The organism is Pelomonas sp. Root1217, from assembly GCF_001425705.1.
Classification (GTDB): domain Bacteria; phylum Pseudomonadota; class Gammaproteobacteria; order Burkholderiales; family Burkholderiaceae_C; genus Pelomonas.
In genome coordinates, this window is the sequence record NZ_LMDC01000023.1 from 324,444 (window position 1) to 346,108 (window position 21,665).

The following is a 21,665-nucleotide window of genomic DNA, read 5'->3' on the forward strand; positions in this document are numbered from 1 at the left end:
CTCAGAAAACTGGATCGAGCAACTTTTCCTTGGCCACCACACGCTGCGTCGCCGGCCGGTCGAAGACCCGTTGCAGGTACGCACGCAGGGCCGGCCGCGTCTTGGCCGGATTGGCCTGCATGCGCGTCCAGCGGCACAGCATGAAGGCCAGCGGGTCCACGGCCGTGAACTGGTCACCCAGAAACCAGTCGCCGCCATGGCGGGCCAGTTCGGCGTCCATCTGGTCCAGCATCGGCGCGATCTGCGCCTCGGCACGGGCCTTCACCTCGTCGGCGTTGGCGGCCATGCGGTCGGGGTAGAAGTAGTGGATCAGCATGGCCTGCAGGGTGTTGGTCAGCCAGACCATCCACTTGTAGTACTGGGCCCGCTCGGCCGTGCCGGTTGCCGGCGCAAAGCCTGGGTGGCAGTCGGCCAGATGCATCAGGATGGCGGCCGTCTCGTACAGCACCAGGTCGCCGTCGACCAGCACCGGGATCACGCCGTTCGGGTTGAGTTTGAGATAGGCCGGCGACTTGTGCTCGTTGTTGGCCCGGTCCACCTGGCGCAGCGTGTAGGGAATGCCCATTTCCTCGAGCAGGAGATGGGGTGCAAAGCTGGCGTTGCTGGGGTAATAAAGCAGTTCGATCATGGCGGCGGCGACGGGCTGGGGAAGGGGAGCGGCGAACTTTACGTGGCCGCAATACCTCCGCAGTGCACCCGCCCCAACCTGACGGCGTTGCCCCTGCATCCCGGCTCCTGGTTGAAGACGATGAAGACCCTGCTCCACTCCACCGCTGCGGCCGCCCTCGCGCTGGGCGCCGCCTTCTGTGCCCCGGTTGCCCACGCTGACGTGCGCGTTCGCGCCAACGTCGGCATGGTGTTTGACAACCGCTACCACCACGACCACTACTACCCGGCGCCTGGCTACGTGGCGCCGCACGTGCCCCACGGGGCCGTCATCGTCGGTGCCGGCCCGGGCCGCTACTGGTTCCACGGTGGCGTCTGGTACCGGCCCTATGGCTCCAGCTACCGCGTCGTGCTGCCGCCGGTGGGCGTCGTCATCCCGTTGCTGCCGCCGTCCTATGTGACGCTGACCCTGGGCGGCCTGCCCTACTACTACGCCAACGGCGTCTACTACCGGCCGGTGCCCGAGGGCTATGTCGTGGCGACGCCGCCTCCCGAGGCCGCCACGGCGCAGGTCGTGCCGGCCGCGCCACCGCCCCCGCCCAAGGCCGAACCCATCATCTACCCGCGCAACGGCCAGTCGCCCGAGCAGTTGGAGAACGACCGCCGCGACTGCAACCGCTGGGCGACGACACAGCCCAACGCTCAGGCCGATGCCAGCGTGTTCAACCGTGCCGTTGACGCCTGCATGGACGGCCGCGGCTACACGATGAAGTGAGTCAGACCGCGCAGCCGGCCTCGGGACGACTGCCGGCCACGCGGTAGCGCACCGCGGTCATCTCGGCCAGGATGCTCAGCGCGATTTCCGGCGGCGTGCGGGCGCCGATGTCCAGGCCCACCGGGCCGTGCAGCCGGTCCAGCTCGGCATCAGTCAAGCCGAAATGCTCGCCCAGCCGCGCGCGACGCTTGGCCTGGTTGACGCGCGAGCCGATGGCGCCAACGTAGAAGGCCGCGCCCTTGAGCGCCTCCATCAGCGCAAGGTCGTCGAGCTTGGGGTCGTGGGTCAGCGCGACGATGGCCGTGGCGCCGTCGGGCTTGAAGGCGATGACAACGTCATCGGGCATGTCGCGGGTCAGCGTGACGCCGGGTAGATTGAAACCGTCGGCGTACTCGGCGCGCGGGTCGCACACGGTCACGCCATAGCCCAGGGCCAGGGCCATTTGCGCGAGGTAGTCGGTCATCTGGCCGGCGCCGATGACGAGCAACCGCCATTGCGGGCCGTGGTGGCTGACCAGCTGGGTGCCCGTCAGCGTCAGCGTGTCGGCGCCGGGCTCTGCGTCGGCCAGCGTGGCCGTACCGGTGGCCAGTTCCAGCGTGCGGCGCACGCGCTCGCCACGTTCCAGCCGCGCCAGCAATGCCTCCACGCCCGACTGCGGCCCCAGCGGCTCCAGCATCAGCTCCAGCGTGCCGCCACAGGGCAGGCCGAAGCGGCGCGCCTCCTCAGCGCCAACGCCGTAGCGCAGCGGCGTTGGCTGGGTCAGCGTCAGGCTGCCGGCGCGCAGCTGGGCGACCAGGTCGTCTTCGATGCAGCCGCCCGACACCGAGCCTGCAATCAAGCCGTCATCCCGCACTGCAACCAATGAGCCCACCGGCCGCGGCGCCGAGCCCCAAGTGCGCGTGATCGTACCCAGCACGACGCCGCGCGCTTCGGCACGCCAGCCGGCGGCCGTGCGCAGAACGTTGAGATCGAGGTTGTCCATGGGGGGTGCTTGTGCGTGCGCGAACTCCGCCGCGACCATACCGCGAACGGTATTCACCTTGCAGCGGCCATGACCTGCGCGCCCTGACGGCTCCTAAACTGGCCGCCCCTCGTTGAAAGCATGCGCATGAAGAAAGCCCTCCTCGCCAGCCTGCTGGCTGCCACGCTGGCAGGCCCTGCCCTCGCCCAGCTGCCCGTCGTGGCCCAGCCCGACCACGCCAAGCTGCTGGCCAGCAGCGACCCCAAGCTCGCGGCCAACAAGCGCCTGGTCTACAACTTCTGGCGCGAGGTCTTCGAGGGCGGGCACATGGAGCTGGCGGACCGCTACCTGGCCGAGTCCTATATGCAGCACAACCCGGAGGTGCCCACCGGGCGCGCCGGCTTTGTCGACGTGTTCTCCAAGGTCGCCACATCCAAGCCCATCGAAGCCCGCGTCAGGGCGCCGCTGGTCTCCATCGTGGCCGAGCGCGATCTGGTCATCCTCAGCTTCGTCAGCGAGCTGCCGGATCCCAAGGACGCCAGCAAGACCTACACGACCACCTGGTTCGACATGTTCCGCATCGAGAACGGCAAGATCGCCGAGCATTGGGACCCCGACACCAAGCACTGACACCCGCCCGGCAACTGACTGCCCATCTATAGGGGTTTGCGCAGCCCCTGCCTGCCCGACGGCAGGCGACGATAGCCTCGCGACGGCCACCCAGGCCGCACCGAGGAGACATCGAGATGGGCATTCCTATCAAGCTGGCAATAAACGGGCGGACGGTGAGCCGCGAGGTCGCGCCCGACCAGTTGCTGGTGCAATTTCTGCGCGAAGACCTGGCACTGACCGGCACCCATGTCGGCTGCGACACCGCCCAGTGCGGCGCCTGCACGGTGCATCTCGACGGCCGCGCCGTGAAGGCCTGCAGCATGCTGGCCGTGCAGGCGGACGGCGCGGCGGTGACCACCATCGAAGGCCTGACCGGCGCCGACGGCGTGCTGCATCCCATGCAGGCCGCCTTCAAGGAATGCCATGGCTTGCAGTGCGGCTTCTGTACGCCCGGCATGGTCATGAGCGCCATCGACCTCGTGCAGCACCACGATTGCTCCAGCGAGACAGCCATCCGCGAGGGGCTGGAGGGCAATATCTGCCGCTGCACCGGCTACCAGAACATCGTGCGTGCCGTGCAAGTCGGCGCTCAAGCCATGAAGGGGGTGTGACATGAACTCGCCCAAGGAAGGTTTCATCGGCCAGAGCATCAAGCGCCGCGAGGACGCGCGCTTCCTGACCGGCCGCGGCCAGTACACCGACGACATCGTGCTGCCGCGCCAGACGTTTGGCGTCTTCGTGCGCAGCAGCTATGCGCATGCGCGGCTCAAGCGCGTCGAAACCACCGCGGCAAAGGCGGCCGAGGGCGTGCTGGGCGTCTACACCGGTGAGCATTTCCGCGACGTGGGCGGCCTGCCCTGCGGCTGGCTCATCAACAACATCGACGGCACGCCGATGAAGGAGCCCAAGCACCCCATCCTGGCCGACGGCAAGGTGCGCTACGTGGGCGACGCACTGGCCCTGGTCGTTGCCGAAACGTTGGCAGAAGCCAAGGCCGCGGCGGCGCTGGTGGAGGTGGACTACGACGAGCTGCCAGCCGTCGCCGACACGGCCAGCGCGGCCGGCCATGCGGGCACCGTGCATGACGAAGCCGCGGACAACCGCTGCTACACCTGGGGCTGCGGCGACAAGACCGCGACGGACGCGGCAATGGCGGCTGCCCCCCACATCACCAAGCTCCACTTCCGCAACAACCGCCTCATCCCCAACGCCATCGAGCCGCGCGCCGCCAACGCCAGCTACGACCCCAGCAGCGACCACTACACGCTGTACGTGGCCAACCAGAACCCGCATGTCGAGCGCCTGCTGATGTGCGCCTTCGTGCTCGGCATCCCCGAGCACAAGTTGCGGGTCGTGGCGCCCGACGTGGGCGGCGGCTTCGGCTCCAAGATCTTCCTGTACGCCGAGGAGACGGCGCTGGTGTGGGCCAGCAAGCAGCTGGGCCGGCCGATCAAGTGGACGGCCGAGCGCAGCGAGAGCTTCCTGAGCGACGCCCACGGCCGCGACCATGTGACGACGGCCGAACTGGCCACCGACAGCAATGGCCGCTTCCTGGCCATGCGCGTGCACACGACGGCCAATCTCGGCGCCTACCTGTCCACCTTCGCCTCCTGCGTGCCGACCATCCTGTACGCGACCCTGCTGGCCGGCCAGTACACGACGCCCAAGATCTACGCCGAAGTCACGGGCGTGTTCACCAACACCGCGCCGGTGGACGCCTACCGCGGCGCTGGCCGGCCCGAGGCGACCTATGTCGTCGAACGCCTGGTGGAGACGGCCGCGCACGAGCTGGACATCGATCCCGCCGAGCTGCGTCGCCGCAACTTCATCAAGGAGTTCCCGTACGCGACGCCGGTGGGCCTGACCTATGACATCGGCGACTACGACGCGACGCTGACCCAAGTGCAGCAGCTCGCCGACGTGGCAGGTTATGCCGCGCGCAAGGCCGTCAGCGCGGCGAAGGGCTTGAAGCGCGGCATTGGCTACTCGACCTATATCGAGGCCTGTGGCCTCGCGCCCAGCAACGTCGCCGGCGCCCTGGGCGCTCGCGCGGGCCTTTTCGAAGCCGGCGAGGTGCGCGTGCACCCGACCGGCAAGGTCACCGTCTTCACCGGCAGCCATTCGCATGGCCAGGGCCACGAGACGACCTTCGCCCAGGTGGTGGCCGACCGGCTCGGCATTCCGCTGGAGGACATCGACATCCAGCACGGCGACACCGGCAAGGTGCTGTTCGGCATGGGCACCTACGGCAGCCGCTCGCTGGCCGTGGGCGGCGCGGCCATCGTGAAGGCGGTGGACAAGGTCATCGCCAAGGGCCGGAAGATTGCCGCCCATCTGCTGGAGGCCGGCGAGGGCGACATCGAGTTCAAGGACGGCGAATACCGCATCGCCGGCACCGACCGCGCCATCCCCTTCGCCCAGGTATCGCTGACGGCCTATGTGCCGCACAACTACCCGCTGGACAAGCTGGAGCCCGGCCTCAACGAGAACGCCTTCTACGACCCGAGCAACTTCACCTACCCGGCCGGCAGCTATGTCTGCGAGGTCGAGGTGGACCCCACGACCGGGGTTGTGCGCATCGACCGCTTCAGCGCGGTGGACGACTTCGGCAACATCGTCAACCCGATGATCGTCGAGGGCCAGGTGCATGGCGGCCTGGCGCAGGGCATCGGCCAGGCGCTGCTGGAGCATGGCGTGTATGACGCCGACAGCGGCCAGCTGCTGACCGGCAGCTACATGGACTACGCCATGCCACGCGCCGACGACCTGCCCAGCTTCCAGGTGCAGACGGCCAAGGGCACGCCCTGCACGCACAACCCGCTGGGCGTGAAGGGCTGCGGCGAGGCCGGCGCCATCGGCTCGCCGGCCGCGGTGATGAACGCGATCTGCGACGCCATCGGCGTCAAGGACCTGGCCATGCCGGCGACGCCGTGCACGGTCTGGACAGCCATGCAATCGGCCACATGAGGAGACGACCATGAACTACCAAGCCGCATCCTCGGTCGCCACCGCCCGCCTGGGCGCCGACGACAAGTTCCTGGCCGGCGGCCAGTCGCTGCTCGGCGCCATCAAGCTTGGCCTGGCCGCGCCCGCAGGCCTGGTTGACGTGCGCCGCCTGCCCGAGTTGCAAGGCATCACGGTCGATGCCAAGACCGTACGCATCGGCGCCGCGACGACGCATGCCACGGTCGCTGCGTCGGCCGACGTGCGGCGCGCTCTTCCCGCGCTGGCCGACCTGGCCGGCCGCATCGGTGACCGCCAGGTGCGCAATGTCGGCACGCTGGGCGGCAGCCTGGCCAACAACGACCCCGCCGCCTGCTACCCCGCCGCCGTGCTGGGCCTGGGTGCGACCGTCCACACCAGCAGCCGCACCATCGCGGCCGACGACTTCTTCCTGGGCCTGTTCACGACGGCGCTGCAGGACGGCGAGCTGATCACCGCGGTCAGTTTCCCTATCCCGAAGGCGGCGGCCTGGCAGAAGTTCAAGCAGCCGGCTTCGCGCTTCTCGCTGGTGGGTGTGTTCGTGGCGCGCCTGGACAGCGGCGTGCGCGTGGCGGTCACCGGCGCCGGGCCGGGCGTGTTCCGCTGCAGCGAGCTGGAGACGGCGCTCGGCCGCGATTGGAGCGCGGCCGCGGCGCGGTCAATCAAGGTCAGCGCCGATGGGCTGAACAGCGATCTGCACGGCACGGCGGCCTATCGTGCAGCGCTGATCCCGGAGCTGGCCGCGCGGGCCATCGCAGCGGCTTAGCTCGCAGTCTTTTCGCTCTCCTGCGCCGCCACCACCGCTTCGCGCCACAGTCGCGACGGGATGAAGGTGCGCAGCTGCTCCATGGCCTTGTCGATCAGGGCCGGGTGCAGGCCGTGATCGAGGTGGGGTAGCAGATCGGCCGTCACATCGGCGCCGAGGTCGACCAGAGACTGCGCCGCGTCGACCACGTGGCGGTAGGGGAAGCGCTGGTCCGCCAAGCCATGCAGCAGGTGCACGCAGACGTCCTGCGGCGCATGTTCCGGCCGTGCCAGATAGCCGCCGGCAAAGGCCAGCACGCGTCCGACGAGCTCGCCTTCTGCCTGCACGGCCTCCAGCGCCAGCAACGCGCCGTCGCCAACACCGGCCAGCGCAACGCGCTGCCAGGGAAGATCCAGTTTGCGGGCCTCCAGGCGCAGGCGCTCGATCAGATGGGGCAGCGCAGCGCTGACGCCCTCGGCGCCGGGCGCTGCGTCCAGCCACCAGCGGCAGCGGCCCTCGGCGTCACGCAGGGGCGGGTGCAGATTGAGCGTCAACGCGTTGGGATATTGGGCGTGCAGGGCGGCCGCCAGCGGTGCGAGCGTGTCGGGGCCGTCGGGGGCGATGCCGCTGTCCGGGAGCAGGGCGAACAGCAGGTCGGGTGCTGTTGCATCTTGGGGGAGGCTCATGCCGCTATTTTCGATCCTGCCCGCTATCCTGCGCTGCAGTTTTGATGTTTCACCCGCCCGGGCCCGCCTTGATGGAACTGAAAGTAAACGGCCAGGCCATGACGCTGCCGGACATCGCCAGCGACCCGGCGATGCCGCTGCTGTGGGCGCTGCGCGACGGCCTGAACCTGACCGGCACCAAGTTCGGCTGCGGCATCGCCGCCTGCGGCGCCTGCACGGTGCATGTCGACGGCGCAGCCACCCGTTCCTGCGTGACGCCAGTGGGCGCTGTCGCGGGCAAGTCCGTCACGACCATCGAGGGGCTTGGCAGCAAGGACCACCCTCACGCCGTACAACTCGCCTGGCTGGCCGAGCAAGTCCCGCAGTGCGGCTACTGCCAGAGCGGGATGCTGATGGCCGCCGCAGCGCTGCTGGCAAAGAACAAGGCCCCGAGCGACGCCGACATCGATGCGGCGATGACCAACCTCTGCCGCTGCGGCACCTATCCGCGCGTGCGGGCCGCGATCAAGCAAGCCGCAAAGGGAATCAAGAAATGAAGCGGCGCACGCTACTCTTGACCGGGGCCGGTGCGTTGGGAGTGCTGATCGTCGGCTGGGGCTTCATGCCGCCGCGCTCGCGCCTGGGCCACGCGCACACGCTGCCGCCGGTCGATGGCGAGGTCGGGCTGAACGGCTGGATCAAGATCGCGACCGACGGCAAGGTGCTGCTGGCCATGAACCGCAGCGAGATGGGCCAGGGCGTGCACACCGCGCTATCGCAGCTCGTCGCCGAGGAGCTGGATGTGCCGCTGGCCAGCGTGCGCCTGACCGAGGCCGGGCACGAGGCCATCTACGGCAACATCGCCGCCTTCCTCGGCAGCGTGCCTTTCGGCCCGCGCGACCAGCAGCGCCGCGCCTTCAAGTTCTCGTCCTGGGTGACGGCCAAGATTGCCCGCGAGCTGGGGCTGAACCTGACCGGTGGGTCCTCGAGCACCGCCGACGCCTGGGATGCACTGCGCCTGGCGGCCGCCACGGCGCGCGCCCAGTTGCTCGGCGCCGCGGCGCTGAAGCACAAGCTGCCGGTGGCCGAACTGTCGGTCAAGGCCGGCGTCATCCACCATGCCAGCGGCGCGCTCAGCCACTATGGCGAACTCGCGACCCAGGCCGCGCTGACGCCGCCGGGTGACGTGGTGCTGAAGCCGCGCAGCCAGTGGACGCAGATCGGCCAGGCCCTGCCCCGCCTGGACTTGGCCGCCAAGGTGGACGGCAGTGCGCGCTTCGGCCTGGATGTGCGCGAGCATGGCCAAGTCTTCGCCGCCATTCGCCACTGTCCCATGCTGGGCGGCGGCCTGGGGCCAGCCAATGTCGACGCCGTGCGCGCCCGGCCCGGCGTGCTGCGGGTCGTGGCCCTCGGCCCCATCGCCGGCTCAACGGCGGCCTATGCCGTCGTCGCCCACACGACCTGGCATGCCCTGGAGGCGGCCAAAGCGCTGGACGTGCAGTGGCAGCCGCCGCCGAACGGCAGGCTGGATTCCAAGGCCATCCTCGCCTCGCTGGAGAGTGAGGCGCGTCGCGCCCACGAAGCCGGTGATGGCTTCGCCTTCCTGAAGCGGGGCGACGTGAAAACTGCGCTGGCCGGAGCCGCGACGAAGCTGGAGGCCGTCTACAGCGCGCCTCATCTGGCTCACGCCACCATGGAGCCGATGAACTGCACCGCCCAAGTGCTGGACGGCCATGTCACAGTCTGGGCGCCGACCCAGGTACCGGGCTTTGCGCGCGACGTCGCCGCGCGCGTCGCCGGCGTGGCGCCCGAAGCCGTGGCTGTGCACGTGACCTATCTCGGCGGCGGATTCGGCCGGCGGCTGGAGGTGGACTTCATCGGTCAGGCCGTGCGCATCGCGCTGGAGATGGGCGGCCTGCCGGTGCAGTTGGTCTGGTCGCGCGAGGAGGACATGACGCACGACTTCTACCGCCCAGCCGAGGTGGCCGTGCTGCAGGGCGGGCTGGATGCGGCGGGCCGCCCCGTGGCGCTGGCCATCACGAATGCGGCGGACTCGATGCTGTCACGCTGGGCCGAGCGCGTGATGCCCGGCCTTGCGACCACGCTGGACGTGCTGAACCGCAACGCCTTCCCGGATGGCCGCGCGCCGGCTGCCCTCTTCAAGCGCGGCGACGCGCCCGACAAGACCGCTTCCGAAGGCCTGTTCGACCTGGCCTATGCCATTCCCCATGCGCGCGTCGCCCACCAGGCCACGCACAGCGGCGTGCCGGTCGGCATGTGGCGCGCGGTGGGCCATTCCCACCACGCCTTCTTCAAGGAAAGCTTCATCGACGAGATGGCCCATGCCGCCAAGGCCGACCCGGTGGCCTTTCGCCTCGCGCTGCTGGAGGGCCTGCCACGCCACCAGGCGGTGCTGAAGAAGGCGGCCGAGGCGGCAGGCTGGGGGCAGCCCCTGCCCGCCGGCGTGGCCCGCGGCGTGGCCGTGCACGAGAGCTTTGGCAGCGTCGTGGCCCAGGTGGTGGAGGTCGCGAAAGAGAACGGGCCACGGGCGAAGCGCGTGGTCTGCGCCATTGATTGCGGCACGGTCGTCAACCCGGGCATCGTCGTGCGCCAGATGGAGAGCTGCATCATCTTCGGCCTGACCGCGGCGCTGTGGGGCCGCATCGATATCGTCAACGGCGAAGTGCGGCAGAAGAGCTTCCCCGACCACCCGCTGATGGCCTTGGCCCAATGCCCTGTCATCGAAACCCATCTAATGCCCAGTGAGGGCCCACCGACCGGCGTCGGCGAGCCGGGCTTGCCGCCGGTCGCGCCGGCAGTCGCCAACGCCTGGTTTGCGTTGACAGGCGAGCGCCGACGCAGCCTGCCGCTGCGCGGCTGAGCGGCACCAGAGCGGGGTGCCTCAGACCTTGATGGAGAACGGGTTGAAGTTGGTGTCGCGGTCGTAGTGGTCTTCGCCCTCGGCGCGCTTCAAGAAGGCGACGACCTTGGCGGTCAGCGGGTACATGACGGCCTCCCAGATGGTCTTGAAAAGGTACTGGGTGACGATGACGGCGAAGAGCTGGTCGTTGGGCCAGATGCCGTAGAAGGCGATCAGGAAGAAGACGCCGGTGTCGACGAGCTGACCAACGACGGTGGAGCCGACGATGCGTGCCCAAAGGAAGCGGCCCTGCGTGGCGATCTTCATCTTGGCCAGCACGAAGCTGTTGGCAAAGCTGCCGCAGGCAAAGGCGATCATCGAACCCGCGACGATCCGCCAGGTGTTGCCAAACACGGCGTCCAGGTGCGGTTGGTAAGCAGCCATGAAGTCGTTCTGCGCCGGCGGCAGGTTGACGACGACAAAGGCCATGAAGGCCGAGAACACCAGGGCGCCGAAGCCGGCCCAGACGACACGGCGGTCGCGGCCATAGCCGTAGACCTCGGTCAGGATGTCGCCAAAGATGTAGCTGATCGGGAAGAAGAACAGGTCGGCGCCGAAAGTGACCGTGCCGATGACCGGCAGGGTCAGCTGGGCCGCCTTGGCCGCGCCAATCAGGTTGGAGCACAGCAGCACGCAGACGAAGGCCGCCATGATCAAGTCGTAGTACTTGAAGCTGCGGGGCGCTGATGGGGTCATGGGGCTCCTCCTGTTGGAGGCGGCATTGTCAGTGCTTGCCTGTGAGACGCAGCAAGGTCTGATGCAGCTTGGGCGTGTCGATGGGCTTGGTCAGGAAGTCGTTCATGCCGGCGGCGAAGGCATCGTCGCGCTCCGAGATCAGGGCCGCCGCCGTCAGCGCGACGATGGGCAGCTCGGCGGCCGAGAAGTGCTTGCGCAGTTCGCGGGTGGCGTCATGCCCGCCCATGACGGGCATCTGCACGTCCATCAGCACGATGTCGAAGGGCTTGCCGACGCTGGCCGCGGCCAGCACGGCCTCGATGGCCTGGCGGCCGTCGCTGGCCTGCGCGACCTCCATGCCCCACTGCTCCAGCTGGGCGACGGCGATCAGCATGTTGACGGGGTGGTCCTCGGCGATCAGCACGCGCCGGCCGTGCAGAGCCTCATGGGCCGCGCTCTGGGCACGCGTCTCGCGCGGCTGGTGGGCCATGGGCGCGGGCGCGGCGGGCAGGGGCAGCTCCGCCCAGAAGGCCGAGCCTTCACCCGGCGCACTGTTGACGCCAACATCGCCGCCCATCAGCATGGCGAGCTCGCGGCAGATGGACAGGCCCAGGCCGGTGCCACCGAAGCGCCGCGTGGTCGACTCGTCGGCCTGGGTGAAGGGCTGGAAGAGCCGGCCCTGCTGGTCGCTGGCGATGCCGGGGCCGGTGTCACGCACCTCGATGTGCACCCATTCGCCGGCGCTGCCGCGGGCGTTGGCAGGCAGGGCCTTGACGCTGACCGTGACGCCGCCGGTCTCGGTGAACTTCAGCGCATTGGTCAGGTAGTTGGACAGGATCTGGCGCGTGCGCAGTGGGTCGCCGAAGACCCAGCTCGGCAGGGCCGGATCGATCTCGACGGCGAAGGTCAGGCCGCGCGCCTGGGCCAGCGTGAGGTAGGCCAGGCGGATGGAGGCCAGCAGCTCGCGCAGCGAGAAGGGCTGGCTCTCCAGCGTCAGCCGCCCGGCCTCGATCTTGGACAGGTCCAGGATGTCGGAGATCAGGCCGGACAGGCTCTCGGCGCTGTCCATCATCTGGTTGAGGTAGTCGCGCCGCTGCTGGTCGGAAAGGTCGGGCTGCTGGGCCAGGCGGCCCAGGCCGAGCAGGCCGTTGAGCGGTGTGCGGATCTCATGGCTGGTGTTGGCCAGGAAGGCACTCTTGGCGCGGCTGGCGGCCTGGGCCTCGTCCTTGGCGTGCGCAAGCTGCTGCTCGACGCGGCGGCGCTCGGTGACGTCCTCGATGATCCAGATCGTGCCGCCGCGGCTGGGGTGCGCCGGGTCGACGGCCTGGGCGAGCAGGCGGGCCAGGAAGGTCGAACCGTCGCGGCGGCGCATGATGCGCTCGGCCTCGACCTGCTGACCGCCCGCGAGCTGCGGCCCGAGGTCGCGGCCCACGGCCTGCCACTCCTCGACGCTGGGCCAGACGACGCTGCCATGCTGGCCGATCAGCGCACCGCGCTCCCAGCCGAACATGGCCTCGACGCGCGGATTGGCCAGCACGAATTGCTGGTCACGCGTCAGCGCGATGCCGATGGACGCGTTCTCCAGGATGGCACCATGCACGAGGCGGGTGCGCTCGCTCTCACTCACATCGCGCGCATACAGCACCAGGTAGTTCTGGCCATCCATCTCGAAAGGCGCGACCGACACCAGCATGGAGACGGCGCTGCCGTCCTTGCGGCGGAAGCTGATGGGCACGTTGTTGGCGAGGCCGTCGCGGCGGATGGCCTCGCGGATGGTGGTGCGGTCGGCCGCGTTGTGCCAGATGCCGATGTCCTCGGCCGTGCGGCCCAGCACTTCAGAGCTGCTCCAGCCGGTCAGGCTCTCAAAAGCCTTGTTGACCATCGCATAGCGGCCGCTCTCGGCCTCGGTCAACGTGATGACATCGGGGCTGGTGGCCACCAGGTGCGACAGCAGGCCTTCCGAGCGGCGCAGCGCATCCTGGGCGCGGCTCTGCTCGGTCTGGTCGGTGAAGAAGGTCAGCGTGGCCGGGCCCGAAGCGGTCTCGACGCGCACGCTGGTGGCCTGCACGAGCCGACGGCGGCGCGACAGCGTGCGCAGCCGGTACTCGGCCATGGGCTGCATCGCACCGGGAGCCATGCCCTCCAGCCGCGTGGCCTGCTGGCGGGCGGTCTCATCGTCACCAGGCTCGTAGTGGCTGAACAGGTCCTGGCCGATCATGCTGGAACGCTGCGCGTAGCCGAACATGGCCATGGCGGCGGGGTTGGCGTCGACAACGCGGCCCCAGCGGTGCAGCACCAGCGGTGAAGGCGAGCGGCGAAATAACTCGCGGTAGCGCGTCTCGGTCGCCTGCACGGTCTGCTCGGCCGCCACCTCGCCCGTCACGTCACGGCCGACGCCCCAATAGCCGCGGAAATTGCCCTGCGCGTCAAAGCGCGGTTCGCCGCTGATGGAGACCCAGCGCGCGCTGCCGTCGGTCCCGACGCGGCGCGCCACCATGCCGTGGAAGGGCCGGTGCGATTCGAGGTCGGCGCGGTGGGCATCGAGCTCGTCGTCGGACAGGCCCATGCCGTCGAGTTCCCAGGGCGTCTTGCCCAAGCGGCTATTCAGGTCCAGGCCCGAGGCGCCGGGCCTTTCCTCGGCGACATGGGTGAAGCGGAACTCGCGGTCCATCTCCCAGTACCAGTCCACCGCCATGCCCAGCAGGCCGCGGAAACGCGCCGTGCGCTCGTCGGCCTCGGCCAGCGAGCGCTTGACCATCTTCAGCAGGCCCAGGCCGGCCACCAGGCCCGAGCCCAGCAGACCGAACTGCACGATGACACGCAGCACGAGGCTGGACGCTCCCATGGGATGCGTGACCCAGCCCAGTGCCTCGCCAGCGCCAAGACCCGCCAGCGCGACGGCGCCCAGCAACGTCAGCACGGCGCCGGCAAAAAGGCCCAGCAATCCCGTGGCGAAGGCGACGACCAGGCTCATCAGCGGCAGGCACAGCGACCACAGGCCCAGGTCGCGCGACACGGCCGCGGCCACCGGCAGGGCCAGTACCAGCGCCATCATGCCCAGCGTGATGAGAGGCTGTTCCTTGCGGCGCGGCGCGCGCGAGAGCACGACCAGGCGCAGCAGGGCCAGCACCGAAATCAGCAGCGCCAACGCCACCGGCGGCCAGCCGTCCAGCCATTCACCGCGCTGGCGCGTGAGCCACAGCAGCGCGGCCACCGGCACGAAGACCGGGCCGCAAGCCATCAAGAACACCAGCGAGGCCTGCCAGCGCATGCTGGTTTGCAAACGTTCCCGCTGCTGCTCGGGCGGTTCGGCGTGCCCGACGAGGCTGCTGAGTTCTTCGCCGGTCCGCACCATGTTCAGAGGAGGCTTCTGCGGGTTGCTTCAGCGACGGCGCGGGCGCGCTCGGCGAAATCGGCACCGCTGCTGGCGTAGAGGATGGCGCGCGAGGAGTTCACGGCCAGCGGCGCACTGCGGCCCGCGGCCTGCACGACGGCCGCCGCATCGCCACCCTGGGCGCCGACGCCGGGCACCAGCAGCGGCAGGGTCGGCGCGAGCTCGCGCACACGGGCGATCTCGCCAGGGTAGGTGGCGCCCACGACAAGGCCGAGCTGGCCGTTGCGGTTCCACTGCGTCTCGGCCAGATGGGCCAGATGCTCGAACAGCCGAGGCTGGCCGGGCACGTCGGCCAGGCGCTGCATCTGCCAGTCGTCGCCGCCCTTGTTGGAGGTGCGGCACAACAGGATGGCGCCCTTGCCTTCATAGGCGAGATAGGGTTCGACGGAATCGAAGCCCATGAAGGGCGACAGCGTGACGGCGTCAGCCTGGTAGCGGACGAAGGCCTCGCGGGCGTACTGCTCGGCGGTGGAGCCGATGTCACCACGCTTGGCGTCGAGGATGACGGGCACGCCGGGCGCGACCTCGTGGATGTGCGAGATGAGGCGCTCGAGCTGCCCTTCGGCACGGTGGGCGGCGAAGTAGGCGATCTGCGGCTTGAAGGCGCAGACGAGGTCCTTTGTCGCATCCACGATCGCAGCGCAGAAGTCAAAGAACTTCGAGGCGTCGCCGGCCCAGGCGCCCGGCAGCTTGGACGGCTCGGGATCGAGGCCGACGCACAGGCGCGATTGGGGGGTCAGGGCTTGGAGCTGGGCGACGAAGGTCATCAGTAGGCGGAAATGGGGGTGGTGCGGGCAATGACGAATTCTGCAAAAGCTTCCGCCGGCAGGGGCCGACTGAACAGATACCCCTGCACGGCATGGCAGCCCTGGCGGCGCAGGAAGGCGAGCTGGCCTTCGGTCTCGACACCCTCGGCCAGGGTCTGCAGGCCCAAGGCGCCGGCCATGCGGATGACGGCGTCGACGATGGCGCGGTCTTCGGCGTCGTCGGTCAGGTCGCGCACGAAGGACTGGTCGATCTTGAGCTTGCTGACGCGGAACTTCTTCAGATAGCTCAGCGACGAGTAGCCGGTGCCGAAGTCGTCGATGGACAGATGCACGCCGCGGGCATGCAACTCGTTCATGACGGTGATGGCAACGGCCGGGTTGTCCATGGCGGCGCCTTCGGTCAGCTCCAGCTCCAGGCGCCCGGCCGGCATGCCGACCTCGTCCAGCACGCGGCCGACGAGTTCGGGCAGGTCATCGTGGCGGAACTGCACGGCCGACAGGTTGACGGCCATGGTCAGCCCGGGCAGGCCGGCGGCGTCCCAGCGGCGCAGTTGCGACAGCGCTTCGCGTAGCACCCATTCACCGATCGGCAGGATCAGGCCGGAGGTCTCGGCCACCGGGATGAACTCGGCCGGCGACACCCAGCCCAGCTCGGGGTGGCTCCAGCGCAGCAAGGCCTCGGCACCGACGATGGTGCTCTCGCCATCGGCATCCAGCGAGAACTGCGGCTGGTAATGCAGGCTGAGCTGGTTGCGTTCCTGGGCGCGGCGCAGCGCGTTCTCCAGCTGCAGCGTGCGGGCCGACTGGGCCTGCATCTCGCTGGTGAAAAAGCGGTAGGCGTTGCGGCCGTCCTTCTTGGCGCGGTACATAGCCGCGTCAGCGCATTTGCACAGCGTGTCGAAGTCGTCGCCGTCGGTCGGGAACATCGCGATGCCCATGGACGGCGTGACGGTCAGCTCCTGCTGCTCGACATGAAACGGCGCGCTGGCCAGGGCCATCAGCTTGGTGGCCAGGTGGGCGGCGCCGGCGATGTCGGTCAGCGGCAGCACCAGCACGAATTCATCGCCGCCCATGCGGGCCACGGTGTCCTGCTCGCGCACCGCGCCACGCAGCCGTGAGGCGAGCTGGGTCAACAGGCTGTCGCCGACGCGGTGGCCTAGGGAATCGTTGACGTTCTTGAAGTGGTCCAGGTCCAGGAAGAGCACGGCCAGCGGCTCGTCGCCGCGGCGCGCGATATCGATGGCCTGGCTGGCGCGGTCGGCCAGCAGATGGCGGTTGGGCAGGCCGGTCAGGCCGTCGAACAGGGCCAGGCGCTCGGCACGGGCCTCGGCGGCCTGCTGCTCGGCAATCTTGAGCTCCAGGGCCGCGACGGTCTGGCTGAGCTGCTCGGTGCGCTGCGCCACCAGGGCTTCGAGCTGGGCCTTGCCCTGCACCAGCTCCAGCTCGGCCTGCTTGCGGGCGGTGATGTCCTGGGTGATCCAGATCGAGCCGCGCGACAGGTCGCTGCGGTCGATGGCCTTGCTGCGCACTTCGCAGTAGATGGAGCTGCCGTCCTTGCGGGCGAGCAGCATCTCGGCGTGGAAGGCATCGCCGCGCGCCAGCGGCGCGTAGCAGGCGTCGCCAGCGGCCTTCCAGTCCTCGTCGGTCAGGTACCAGGCGCGCGACAGCTGGCCGTCGAGCTCGCCCGGCGCGTAGCCGAACAGCTGCTCGAAGGCGCGGTTGCAGCGCGTCACGCGGCGGCCGCGCAGGAAGACGATGCCGACCATCGCGTGGTCGAAGATGAGCTGCTGCTCGGCGTGCAGATCCTGCAGCGTGGCATCGGCCAGCTTGCGCTCGTGGATGTCGTCGACGATCCAGATCGAGCCATCGGCCGGGTCGTCGGCATGGATGAGGCGGCCCGTCAGATGGGCCCAGAACAGCTCGCCGTTCTGGCGCCGCATCAACTGCTCGTCGCGGAAGGTCTCGCCGGCGGCCAGCACCGGGTAGGCCCGGGCACCCAGGCTGCGGGCGTCCTGCTCACTCTCGTACAGCTCCAGGCTGCTGGTGCCGACGGCCGCGTCTGGGCTGTCAAAGCCGAAAATCTGGGCGTAGCGCTGGTTGCAGCGCATCAGCGTGCGCGCCTTCACGAAGACGACGCCGACGCCCGCGTTGGCCAGGATGACATCCAATTCGCGCAAAGCCTGGCTGAGCGCGGGGTTGTCGCTGGAGTCGGGCGCTAAGCTCATGAACGGGCTATACGGCGGCAGGGGTCCGGTGGGCGGGCAGGAATTGGAGCATGACCGGTTATTGTCTTGCCTCATGCATATCCTGGATACCGAACGCCTGTCGCTGCGTGAATTCACACCGCTAGACGCGCCCTTCCTGCTCCGCCTGGTCAACGAACCGGGCTGGATCCGCAACATCAACAACCCCGGCGTGCGCACCGTCGACGACGCCCTGGCCTGGGCCGAAGGGCGGCTGTTCAAGGCCTACCGGGAGCTCGGCCACGGCTTCTGGGCGCTTGAGCGGCGCGCCGACGGCGTGCTCGTCGGCATGTGCGGCCTGTTCAAGCGCCCCGCCCTGCCCGAGCCCGACCTCGGTTATGCGCTGCTGGCCGAGCACGAAGGCAATGGCTACGCGCTGGAGGCGGCGCGGGCCTGCGTGGCACACGCCAGGACGGCGATGGGCTGGCCGGTGCTGATGGCCATCACGGCCGTCGACAACGCGCCCAGCGTGGCATTGCTGGCCAAGCTGGGTTTTGTCGAGCAGGGCCAGGAACAGCTCGAGGGCTACAACGAGCCCTCGCGGGTGTTCCGCTTGGCTCTCTAGTCAGTTGGGGACAGAGCTACTCGCTTGCGCTCGCTCGGTCTGTCCCGCAAAGCTTCCCTAATCAGTTGGGGACAGAGCTACTCGCTTGCGCTCGCTCGGTCTGTCCCGCAAAGCCATTAGATTCGCTTCGCCAGGTCCGCCGCCAGGCCGGTGTAGCTGCCCGGCGTCATCTTCAGCAGCCGGGCCTTCTCGGCCTTGGGCAGGTCCAGCCCTTCGATGAAGGCCCGGATGGATTCCTGCGTGATGGCCTTGCCGCGGGTCAGCTCCTTGAGCTGCTCGTAGGGGTTGGGCAGGCCGAAGCGGCGCATGACGGTCTGGATGGGCTCGGCCAGCACTTCCCAGGCGGCGTCGAGGTCGTCCGCGAGTGCGGCTTCGTTCACTTCCAGCTTGCCCAGGCCCTTGGCCAGCGAGTCGTAGCCCAGCAGCGCATAGCCCAGGCCGACGCCCATGTTGCGCAGCACGGTGGAGTCGGTCAGGTCGCGCTGCCAGCGGCTCACCGGCAGCTTCTGACTCAGGTGCGTCAGCACCGCGCTGGCCAGGCCGAAGTTGCCTTCCGCGTTCTCGAAGTCGATCGGGTTGACCTTGTGCGGCATCGTCGAGCTACCGATCTCGCCGGCCTTGGTGCGCTGCTTGAAATAACCCAGGCTGATGTAACCCCAGACGTCGCGCGACCAGTCGATCAGGATGGTGTTGGCGCGCGTGAAGGCGTCGAACAGCTCGGCCATGTAGTCGTGCGGCTCGATCTGGATGGTGTAGGGGTTGAACGTGAGCTTGAGCTGCTTCTCGATGACACCCTTGGAGAGAGCTTCCCAGTCGTGCTTGGGCCAGGCCGACAGGTGGGCGTTGAAGTTGCCGACGGCACCATTCATCTTGGCTAGCGGCTTGACGGCGACGATGCGGGCACGCGCCGTGACGAGGCGGGCCACGACGTTGGCGATCTCCTTGCCCACCGTCGTCGGGCTGGCCGTCTGGCCGTGCGTGCGGGACAGCATGGGCACGGCCGCGAACTGGTGGGCCATGCCACGCAGCTTCTCGATGATGCCGTCCAGCGCCGGCAGCATGACTTCGTCGCGCGCTGCCTTCAACATCAGCGCATGGCTGGTGTTGTTGATGTCCTCGCTGGTGCAGGCGAAGTGCACGAACTCGGATGCCGCGAGCAGCTCCGGCTGGCCTTCGAAGCTGCGCTTGATCCAGTACTCGACGGCCTTGACGTCGTGATTGGTGGTGCGCTCGATGGCCTTGATCTCCTCGGCATCAGCCTCGCTGAACTTCTTGACGAGCCGGCGCAGGCGCGAGCGGGCGGCACTGGACAGTGGCTTGAACTCCTTGAAGCCGGCGTCCGACAGCGCGATGAACCACTCCACCTCGACCTGCACGCGGCGGTGCATCAGCCCGTACTCGGACAGCAGCGGGCGCAGGGCGGCCACCTTGGCGGCGTAGCGGCCGTCCAGCGGCGACAGGGCGCTGATCGGGTTGAAGTCGGTGGTTGTCATGGCGGGCCGGCGGATCGTGGAAAACCCGCGATTCTAGTTTTTGGGGGCTGCGGGGCCTTCGGCCTTGAAGAAGGCGATGCGCTCACTGTCGGCAGGATGGGAGCTGAACGCAATGGCCAAAGGGCTCTCGGCACCGCCATACTTTTCGCGGATGCGTTCGAAGAAGACAGCGATGCGCGCCGGGTCGACACCGCCCCGGCTGGCCAGTTCGCGGGCAAAGGCGTCAGCTTCGCGCTCGTAGTCGCGTGAGTAGCCTTTGGTGAGCAACGCGATGGGCAGACCATTGAGCAGGCTGGAATAGTCGCCCAGCCACAACGCCGTGACGGCGGCCGTGACGCCCGCGCGCAAGCCCATGCGCAGGCCGTGGCGGTGCCTGACATGGCCGGCCTCGTGGGCGAGGATGGTCAGCACCGCGTCGGGCTCGCCCTTCAGCATTTCGAGGAGTTCGTCGGTCACGCACATTTGCTCGCCGGGCAGCGCAAAGGCATTGGGTCCGAGCGCAGGGGTGGTGCGCCGGAAATGCAGCTGCCAGTGCTCAGGCAGGTCGCGCATGCCGGCGGCGCGCGCCGTGGTCAGCATGCGCTCGAAGCGCTGGCGCCAGGCCTGCTGCTCTGCCTCGCTGAGCTGGGTGGGTCGCACCATCTGCCTGTCGATCAGCGCCATGGCCTGCTCGCCGATTGGCTGCTCGGCGCTGAGGGGCACGCGCTCGACGAGGCGGTCGCTGGCCCAGGGCAGGCCCCAGCGCCAACCAGCAGCGAGCAGCACCGTGAGCAAGGCCAGAGACATCAGCGCCAGATGCCAGCTGAGTTGCCAGCGCGCGACGAGGCCCGGCAGTTGGCCGACGCTGTCGGCCCAGGCGTCGAAGGCGGCGGCATCGGGGAAGCTGATCACACCCGCGCCGCGCAGCAGGATCTGCCTTTGGCCATGGCGCATCCGCTCGGGCCATTGCACCTGATCCAGCGGGGTGGCGCGGTCGCCGAAGCGCAGCGCGCCGTTGTGGAGGCTCACCTCGACGGGCCGGGCCATGCCGCATTGGCCGTCGAACCAACGGCCGGTGATGAAAGTCGATGCGCTCATGTCAGAGCCCCACGTCCATGCCGAAGAAATCTCGCGCCACCTCGCCGCTGGCGTCGGTGCGCTCAGTCCCGGCAGGCGCCACCCATGTGGCCGGGTCCGTGCTGCTCTCGATGCTCACCGACTCCAACCGCAGCCGCATGGTGGCGATGACGGCGAAGGGCCGGTACAGGCCCAGCGTGGCGACGATCAGCAGCCAGTTCTTCAGCGTCAGCCCCCTCAGGCCGGAGAGTTCGCTGCGAAAGCGCAGGGACGCGCTGTGGGTATTGCCCCAGACGAGGTTCTGGATGCGCGAGGCGTAGTAGGGCGGCACGACGCTGCCGACGAACAGGTAGACCATCCCCGCCCAGGCAAACCCGGCGTAGGTGCTGCTACCCTTGGCGTCGATCTTGCCGGTGGTGGCCAGCCCCAGCAGGCTGCCCAGGGCGAAAGCGCATATCGAGACAACCACCAGCATCAGTACCGCCAGCAGGACGGACTTGAAGCCGATGAAGTAGACCGAGCGCGTGTGCAGCCGGATGCCACTGTGCTCGCCGGCTATGCGGTAGCCGCTGTGCTGGTAGCGCTTGATCAGCGCCGTGGACCAGGGCGCCGCCAGCAGGGCGGCCAACTGCAACGCCTGCCCGAGCCAGGCCAGGACGCCACCGCCTGAGCCCTCACTCTTCAGGCTCCAGGCCAGCGCCAGCGCGGCAGGCACGAACACCGGCAGGTAGGCGAGATAGGCTGCGCCCAGCGACCCCTCAAAGCCCATCCGCAAGCCACGCCAGCTGGTGTTGCCGAGGCGGAACTGCATCGATGCCCGCCACAGCGCCGGCCAGGCGGCACCCGCCAGCACGAAGGCCAGCAGCGCCGCCATGGGCGAGAACTCTCCGGCAAACGTGTAGACGAGCATCAGCACGGCCATCAGCACAAAGCCGCGGAACATCTTCCAGACGTCACCATGGAAGGCGAGCGCCTCGCCGTCGATCAGCGTGTTGGCGTAGAGGTAGCGGATGCGCCTGATCTTGGCGAACGGCAGGTAGAGCCCGCAGCTCAGCAGGATCAGCAGCAGGTTGACGGCCCAGATGCGGAAGTACTCGCTGCCGGAGCCGGTGAAGCGGATCTCGAGCACACGCGGCGCGGGCTCGGTGTTGGGCGGGGGCAGATCGGCCGTCGTCGGGACGGCTGCGGCGGCGTGCATGGAAACTC

Annotated in this window: 18 protein-coding genes; 8 read left to right on the forward strand and 10 right to left on the reverse strand. The window is 68.8% G+C overall.

Annotated features, from left to right (window positions below; all coding sequences use genetic code 11):
- Position 1: 1 nt before the first annotated feature.
- Positions 2-628 carry a glutathione S-transferase family protein gene (locus tag ASC95_RS15780; protein ID WP_057298669.1) on the reverse strand — a complete coding sequence of 209 codons (627 nt, stop codon included), beginning with the start codon at positions 626-628 and terminating at the stop codon, positions 2-4.
- A 120-nt stretch (positions 629-748) separates the two neighbouring features.
- Between ASC95_RS15780 and ASC95_RS15785 the strand changes: the two genes are divergently transcribed.
- Complete coding sequence (locus ASC95_RS15785) at positions 749-1,381, forward strand: DUF6515 family protein (RefSeq protein ID WP_057298670.1); 633 nt, start codon at positions 749-751, stop codon at positions 1,379-1,381.
- A 1-nt stretch (position 1,382) separates the two neighbouring features.
- Here the strand turns inward: ASC95_RS15785 and ASC95_RS15790 are convergent, their stop codons facing one another.
- Entirely contained in the window at positions 1,383-2,363 is a 981-nt protein-coding gene (locus tag ASC95_RS15790) for an XdhC family protein (RefSeq protein WP_082567885.1), read from the reverse strand.
- A 126-nt stretch (positions 2,364-2,489) separates the two neighbouring features.
- Between ASC95_RS15790 and ASC95_RS15795 the strand changes: the two genes are divergently transcribed.
- The 4 genes from ASC95_RS15795 to ASC95_RS15810 all read left to right on the forward strand — a co-directional run bounded on the left by ASC95_RS15795 (position 2,490) and on the right by ASC95_RS15810 (position 6,702).
- Positions 2,490-2,972, forward strand: a complete 483-nt coding sequence (locus tag ASC95_RS15795; RefSeq protein ID WP_057298672.1) for an ester cyclase — start codon at positions 2,490-2,492, stop codon at positions 2,970-2,972.
- A 116-nt stretch (positions 2,973-3,088) separates the two neighbouring features.
- Complete coding sequence (locus tag ASC95_RS15800) at positions 3,089-3,565, forward strand: (2Fe-2S)-binding protein (RefSeq protein ID WP_082567836.1); 477 nt, start codon at positions 3,089-3,091, stop codon at positions 3,563-3,565.
- A gap of 1 nt (position 3,566) precedes the next feature.
- The gene (locus ASC95_RS15805; protein WP_057298673.1) at positions 3,567-5,921 is read left to right on the forward strand and encodes a xanthine dehydrogenase family protein molybdopterin-binding subunit; all 2,355 of its coding nucleotides are present in this window, start codon (positions 3,567-3,569) and stop codon (positions 5,919-5,921) included.
- 10 nt (positions 5,922-5,931) lie between these two features.
- The gene (locus ASC95_RS15810; RefSeq protein WP_057298674.1) at positions 5,932-6,702 is read left to right on the forward strand and encodes a xanthine dehydrogenase family protein subunit M; all 771 of its coding nucleotides are present in this window, start codon (positions 5,932-5,934) and stop codon (positions 6,700-6,702) included.
- Here ASC95_RS15810 and ASC95_RS15815 read toward each other — a convergent pair.
- Positions 6,699-7,367: a hypothetical protein gene (locus ASC95_RS15815; protein WP_057298675.1), complete on the reverse strand. Its 669-nt coding sequence runs from the start codon at positions 7,365-7,367 to the stop codon at positions 6,699-6,701. The genes ASC95_RS15810 and ASC95_RS15815 overlap by 4 nt on opposite strands.
- A 71-nt stretch (positions 7,368-7,438) precedes the next feature.
- On the opposite strand from ASC95_RS15815, the gene ASC95_RS15820 reads away from it, so the two are divergent.
- Together ASC95_RS15820 and ASC95_RS15825 are read left to right on the forward strand one after the other, a co-directional pair.
- The gene (locus tag ASC95_RS15820; RefSeq protein WP_057298676.1) at positions 7,439-7,903 is read left to right on the forward strand and encodes a (2Fe-2S)-binding protein; all 465 of its coding nucleotides are present in this window, start codon (positions 7,439-7,441) and stop codon (positions 7,901-7,903) included.
- Positions 7,900-10,227, forward strand: a complete 2,328-nt coding sequence (locus ASC95_RS15825; RefSeq protein ID WP_057298677.1) for a xanthine dehydrogenase family protein molybdopterin-binding subunit — start codon at positions 7,900-7,902, stop codon at positions 10,225-10,227. Before ASC95_RS15820 ends, ASC95_RS15825 begins: the two co-directional genes overlap by 4 nt.
- Positions 10,228-10,248: 21 nt before the next feature.
- On the opposite strand, the gene ASC95_RS15830 is transcribed toward ASC95_RS15825, so the two are convergent.
- Genes ASC95_RS15830 through ASC95_RS15845 form a run of 4 tightly spaced genes read right to left on the reverse strand, consistent with a single transcriptional unit; the run spans position 10,249 to position 17,327 of the window.
- Positions 10,249-10,962, reverse strand: coding sequence for a queuosine precursor transporter (locus ASC95_RS15830; RefSeq protein ID WP_057298678.1), 714 nt, complete (start codon positions 10,960-10,962; stop codon positions 10,249-10,251).
- Positions 10,963-10,990: 28 nt separating this feature from the next.
- Complete coding sequence (locus tag ASC95_RS15835; protein ID WP_057298679.1) at positions 10,991-14,296, reverse strand: PAS domain S-box protein; 3,306 nt, start codon at positions 14,294-14,296, stop codon at positions 10,991-10,993.
- Between the two features lie 2 nt (positions 14,297-14,298).
- Positions 14,299-15,102, reverse strand: a complete 804-nt coding sequence (gene pyrF / locus ASC95_RS15840; RefSeq protein WP_057298680.1) for an orotidine-5'-phosphate decarboxylase — start codon at positions 15,100-15,102, stop codon at positions 14,299-14,301.
- Entirely contained in the window at positions 15,102-17,327 is a 2,226-nt protein-coding gene (locus ASC95_RS15845; RefSeq protein WP_057298681.1) for a bifunctional diguanylate cyclase/phosphodiesterase, read from the reverse strand. The genes pyrF and ASC95_RS15845 overlap by 1 nt, the downstream gene beginning before the upstream one ends.
- A gap of 73 nt (positions 17,328-17,400) precedes the next feature.
- On the opposite strand from ASC95_RS15845, the gene ASC95_RS15850 reads away from it, so the two are divergent.
- On the forward strand, positions 17,401-17,910 hold the full coding sequence (locus tag ASC95_RS15850; protein WP_157256341.1) for a GNAT family N-acetyltransferase: 510 nt from the start codon (positions 17,401-17,403) through the stop codon (positions 17,908-17,910).
- Between the two features lie 116 nt (positions 17,911-18,026).
- Here the strand turns inward: ASC95_RS15850 and purB are convergent, their stop codons facing one another.
- Genes purB through ASC95_RS15865 form a run of 3 tightly spaced genes read right to left on the reverse strand, consistent with a single transcriptional unit; the run spans position 18,027 to position 21,657 of the window.
- Complete coding sequence (gene purB, locus ASC95_RS15855) at positions 18,027-19,403, reverse strand: adenylosuccinate lyase (RefSeq protein WP_057298682.1); 1,377 nt, start codon at positions 19,401-19,403, stop codon at positions 18,027-18,029.
- A 33-nt stretch (positions 19,404-19,436) separates the two neighbouring features.
- Positions 19,437-20,480, reverse strand: a complete 1,044-nt coding sequence (locus ASC95_RS15860) for a M48 family metallopeptidase (RefSeq protein WP_057298683.1) — start codon at positions 20,478-20,480, stop codon at positions 19,437-19,439.
- Between the two features lies 1 nt (position 20,481).
- Positions 20,482-21,657, reverse strand: coding sequence for a YjgN family protein (locus ASC95_RS15865; RefSeq protein ID WP_162250785.1), 1,176 nt, complete (start codon positions 21,655-21,657; stop codon positions 20,482-20,484).
- Positions 21,658-21,665 lie beyond the last annotated feature (8 nt).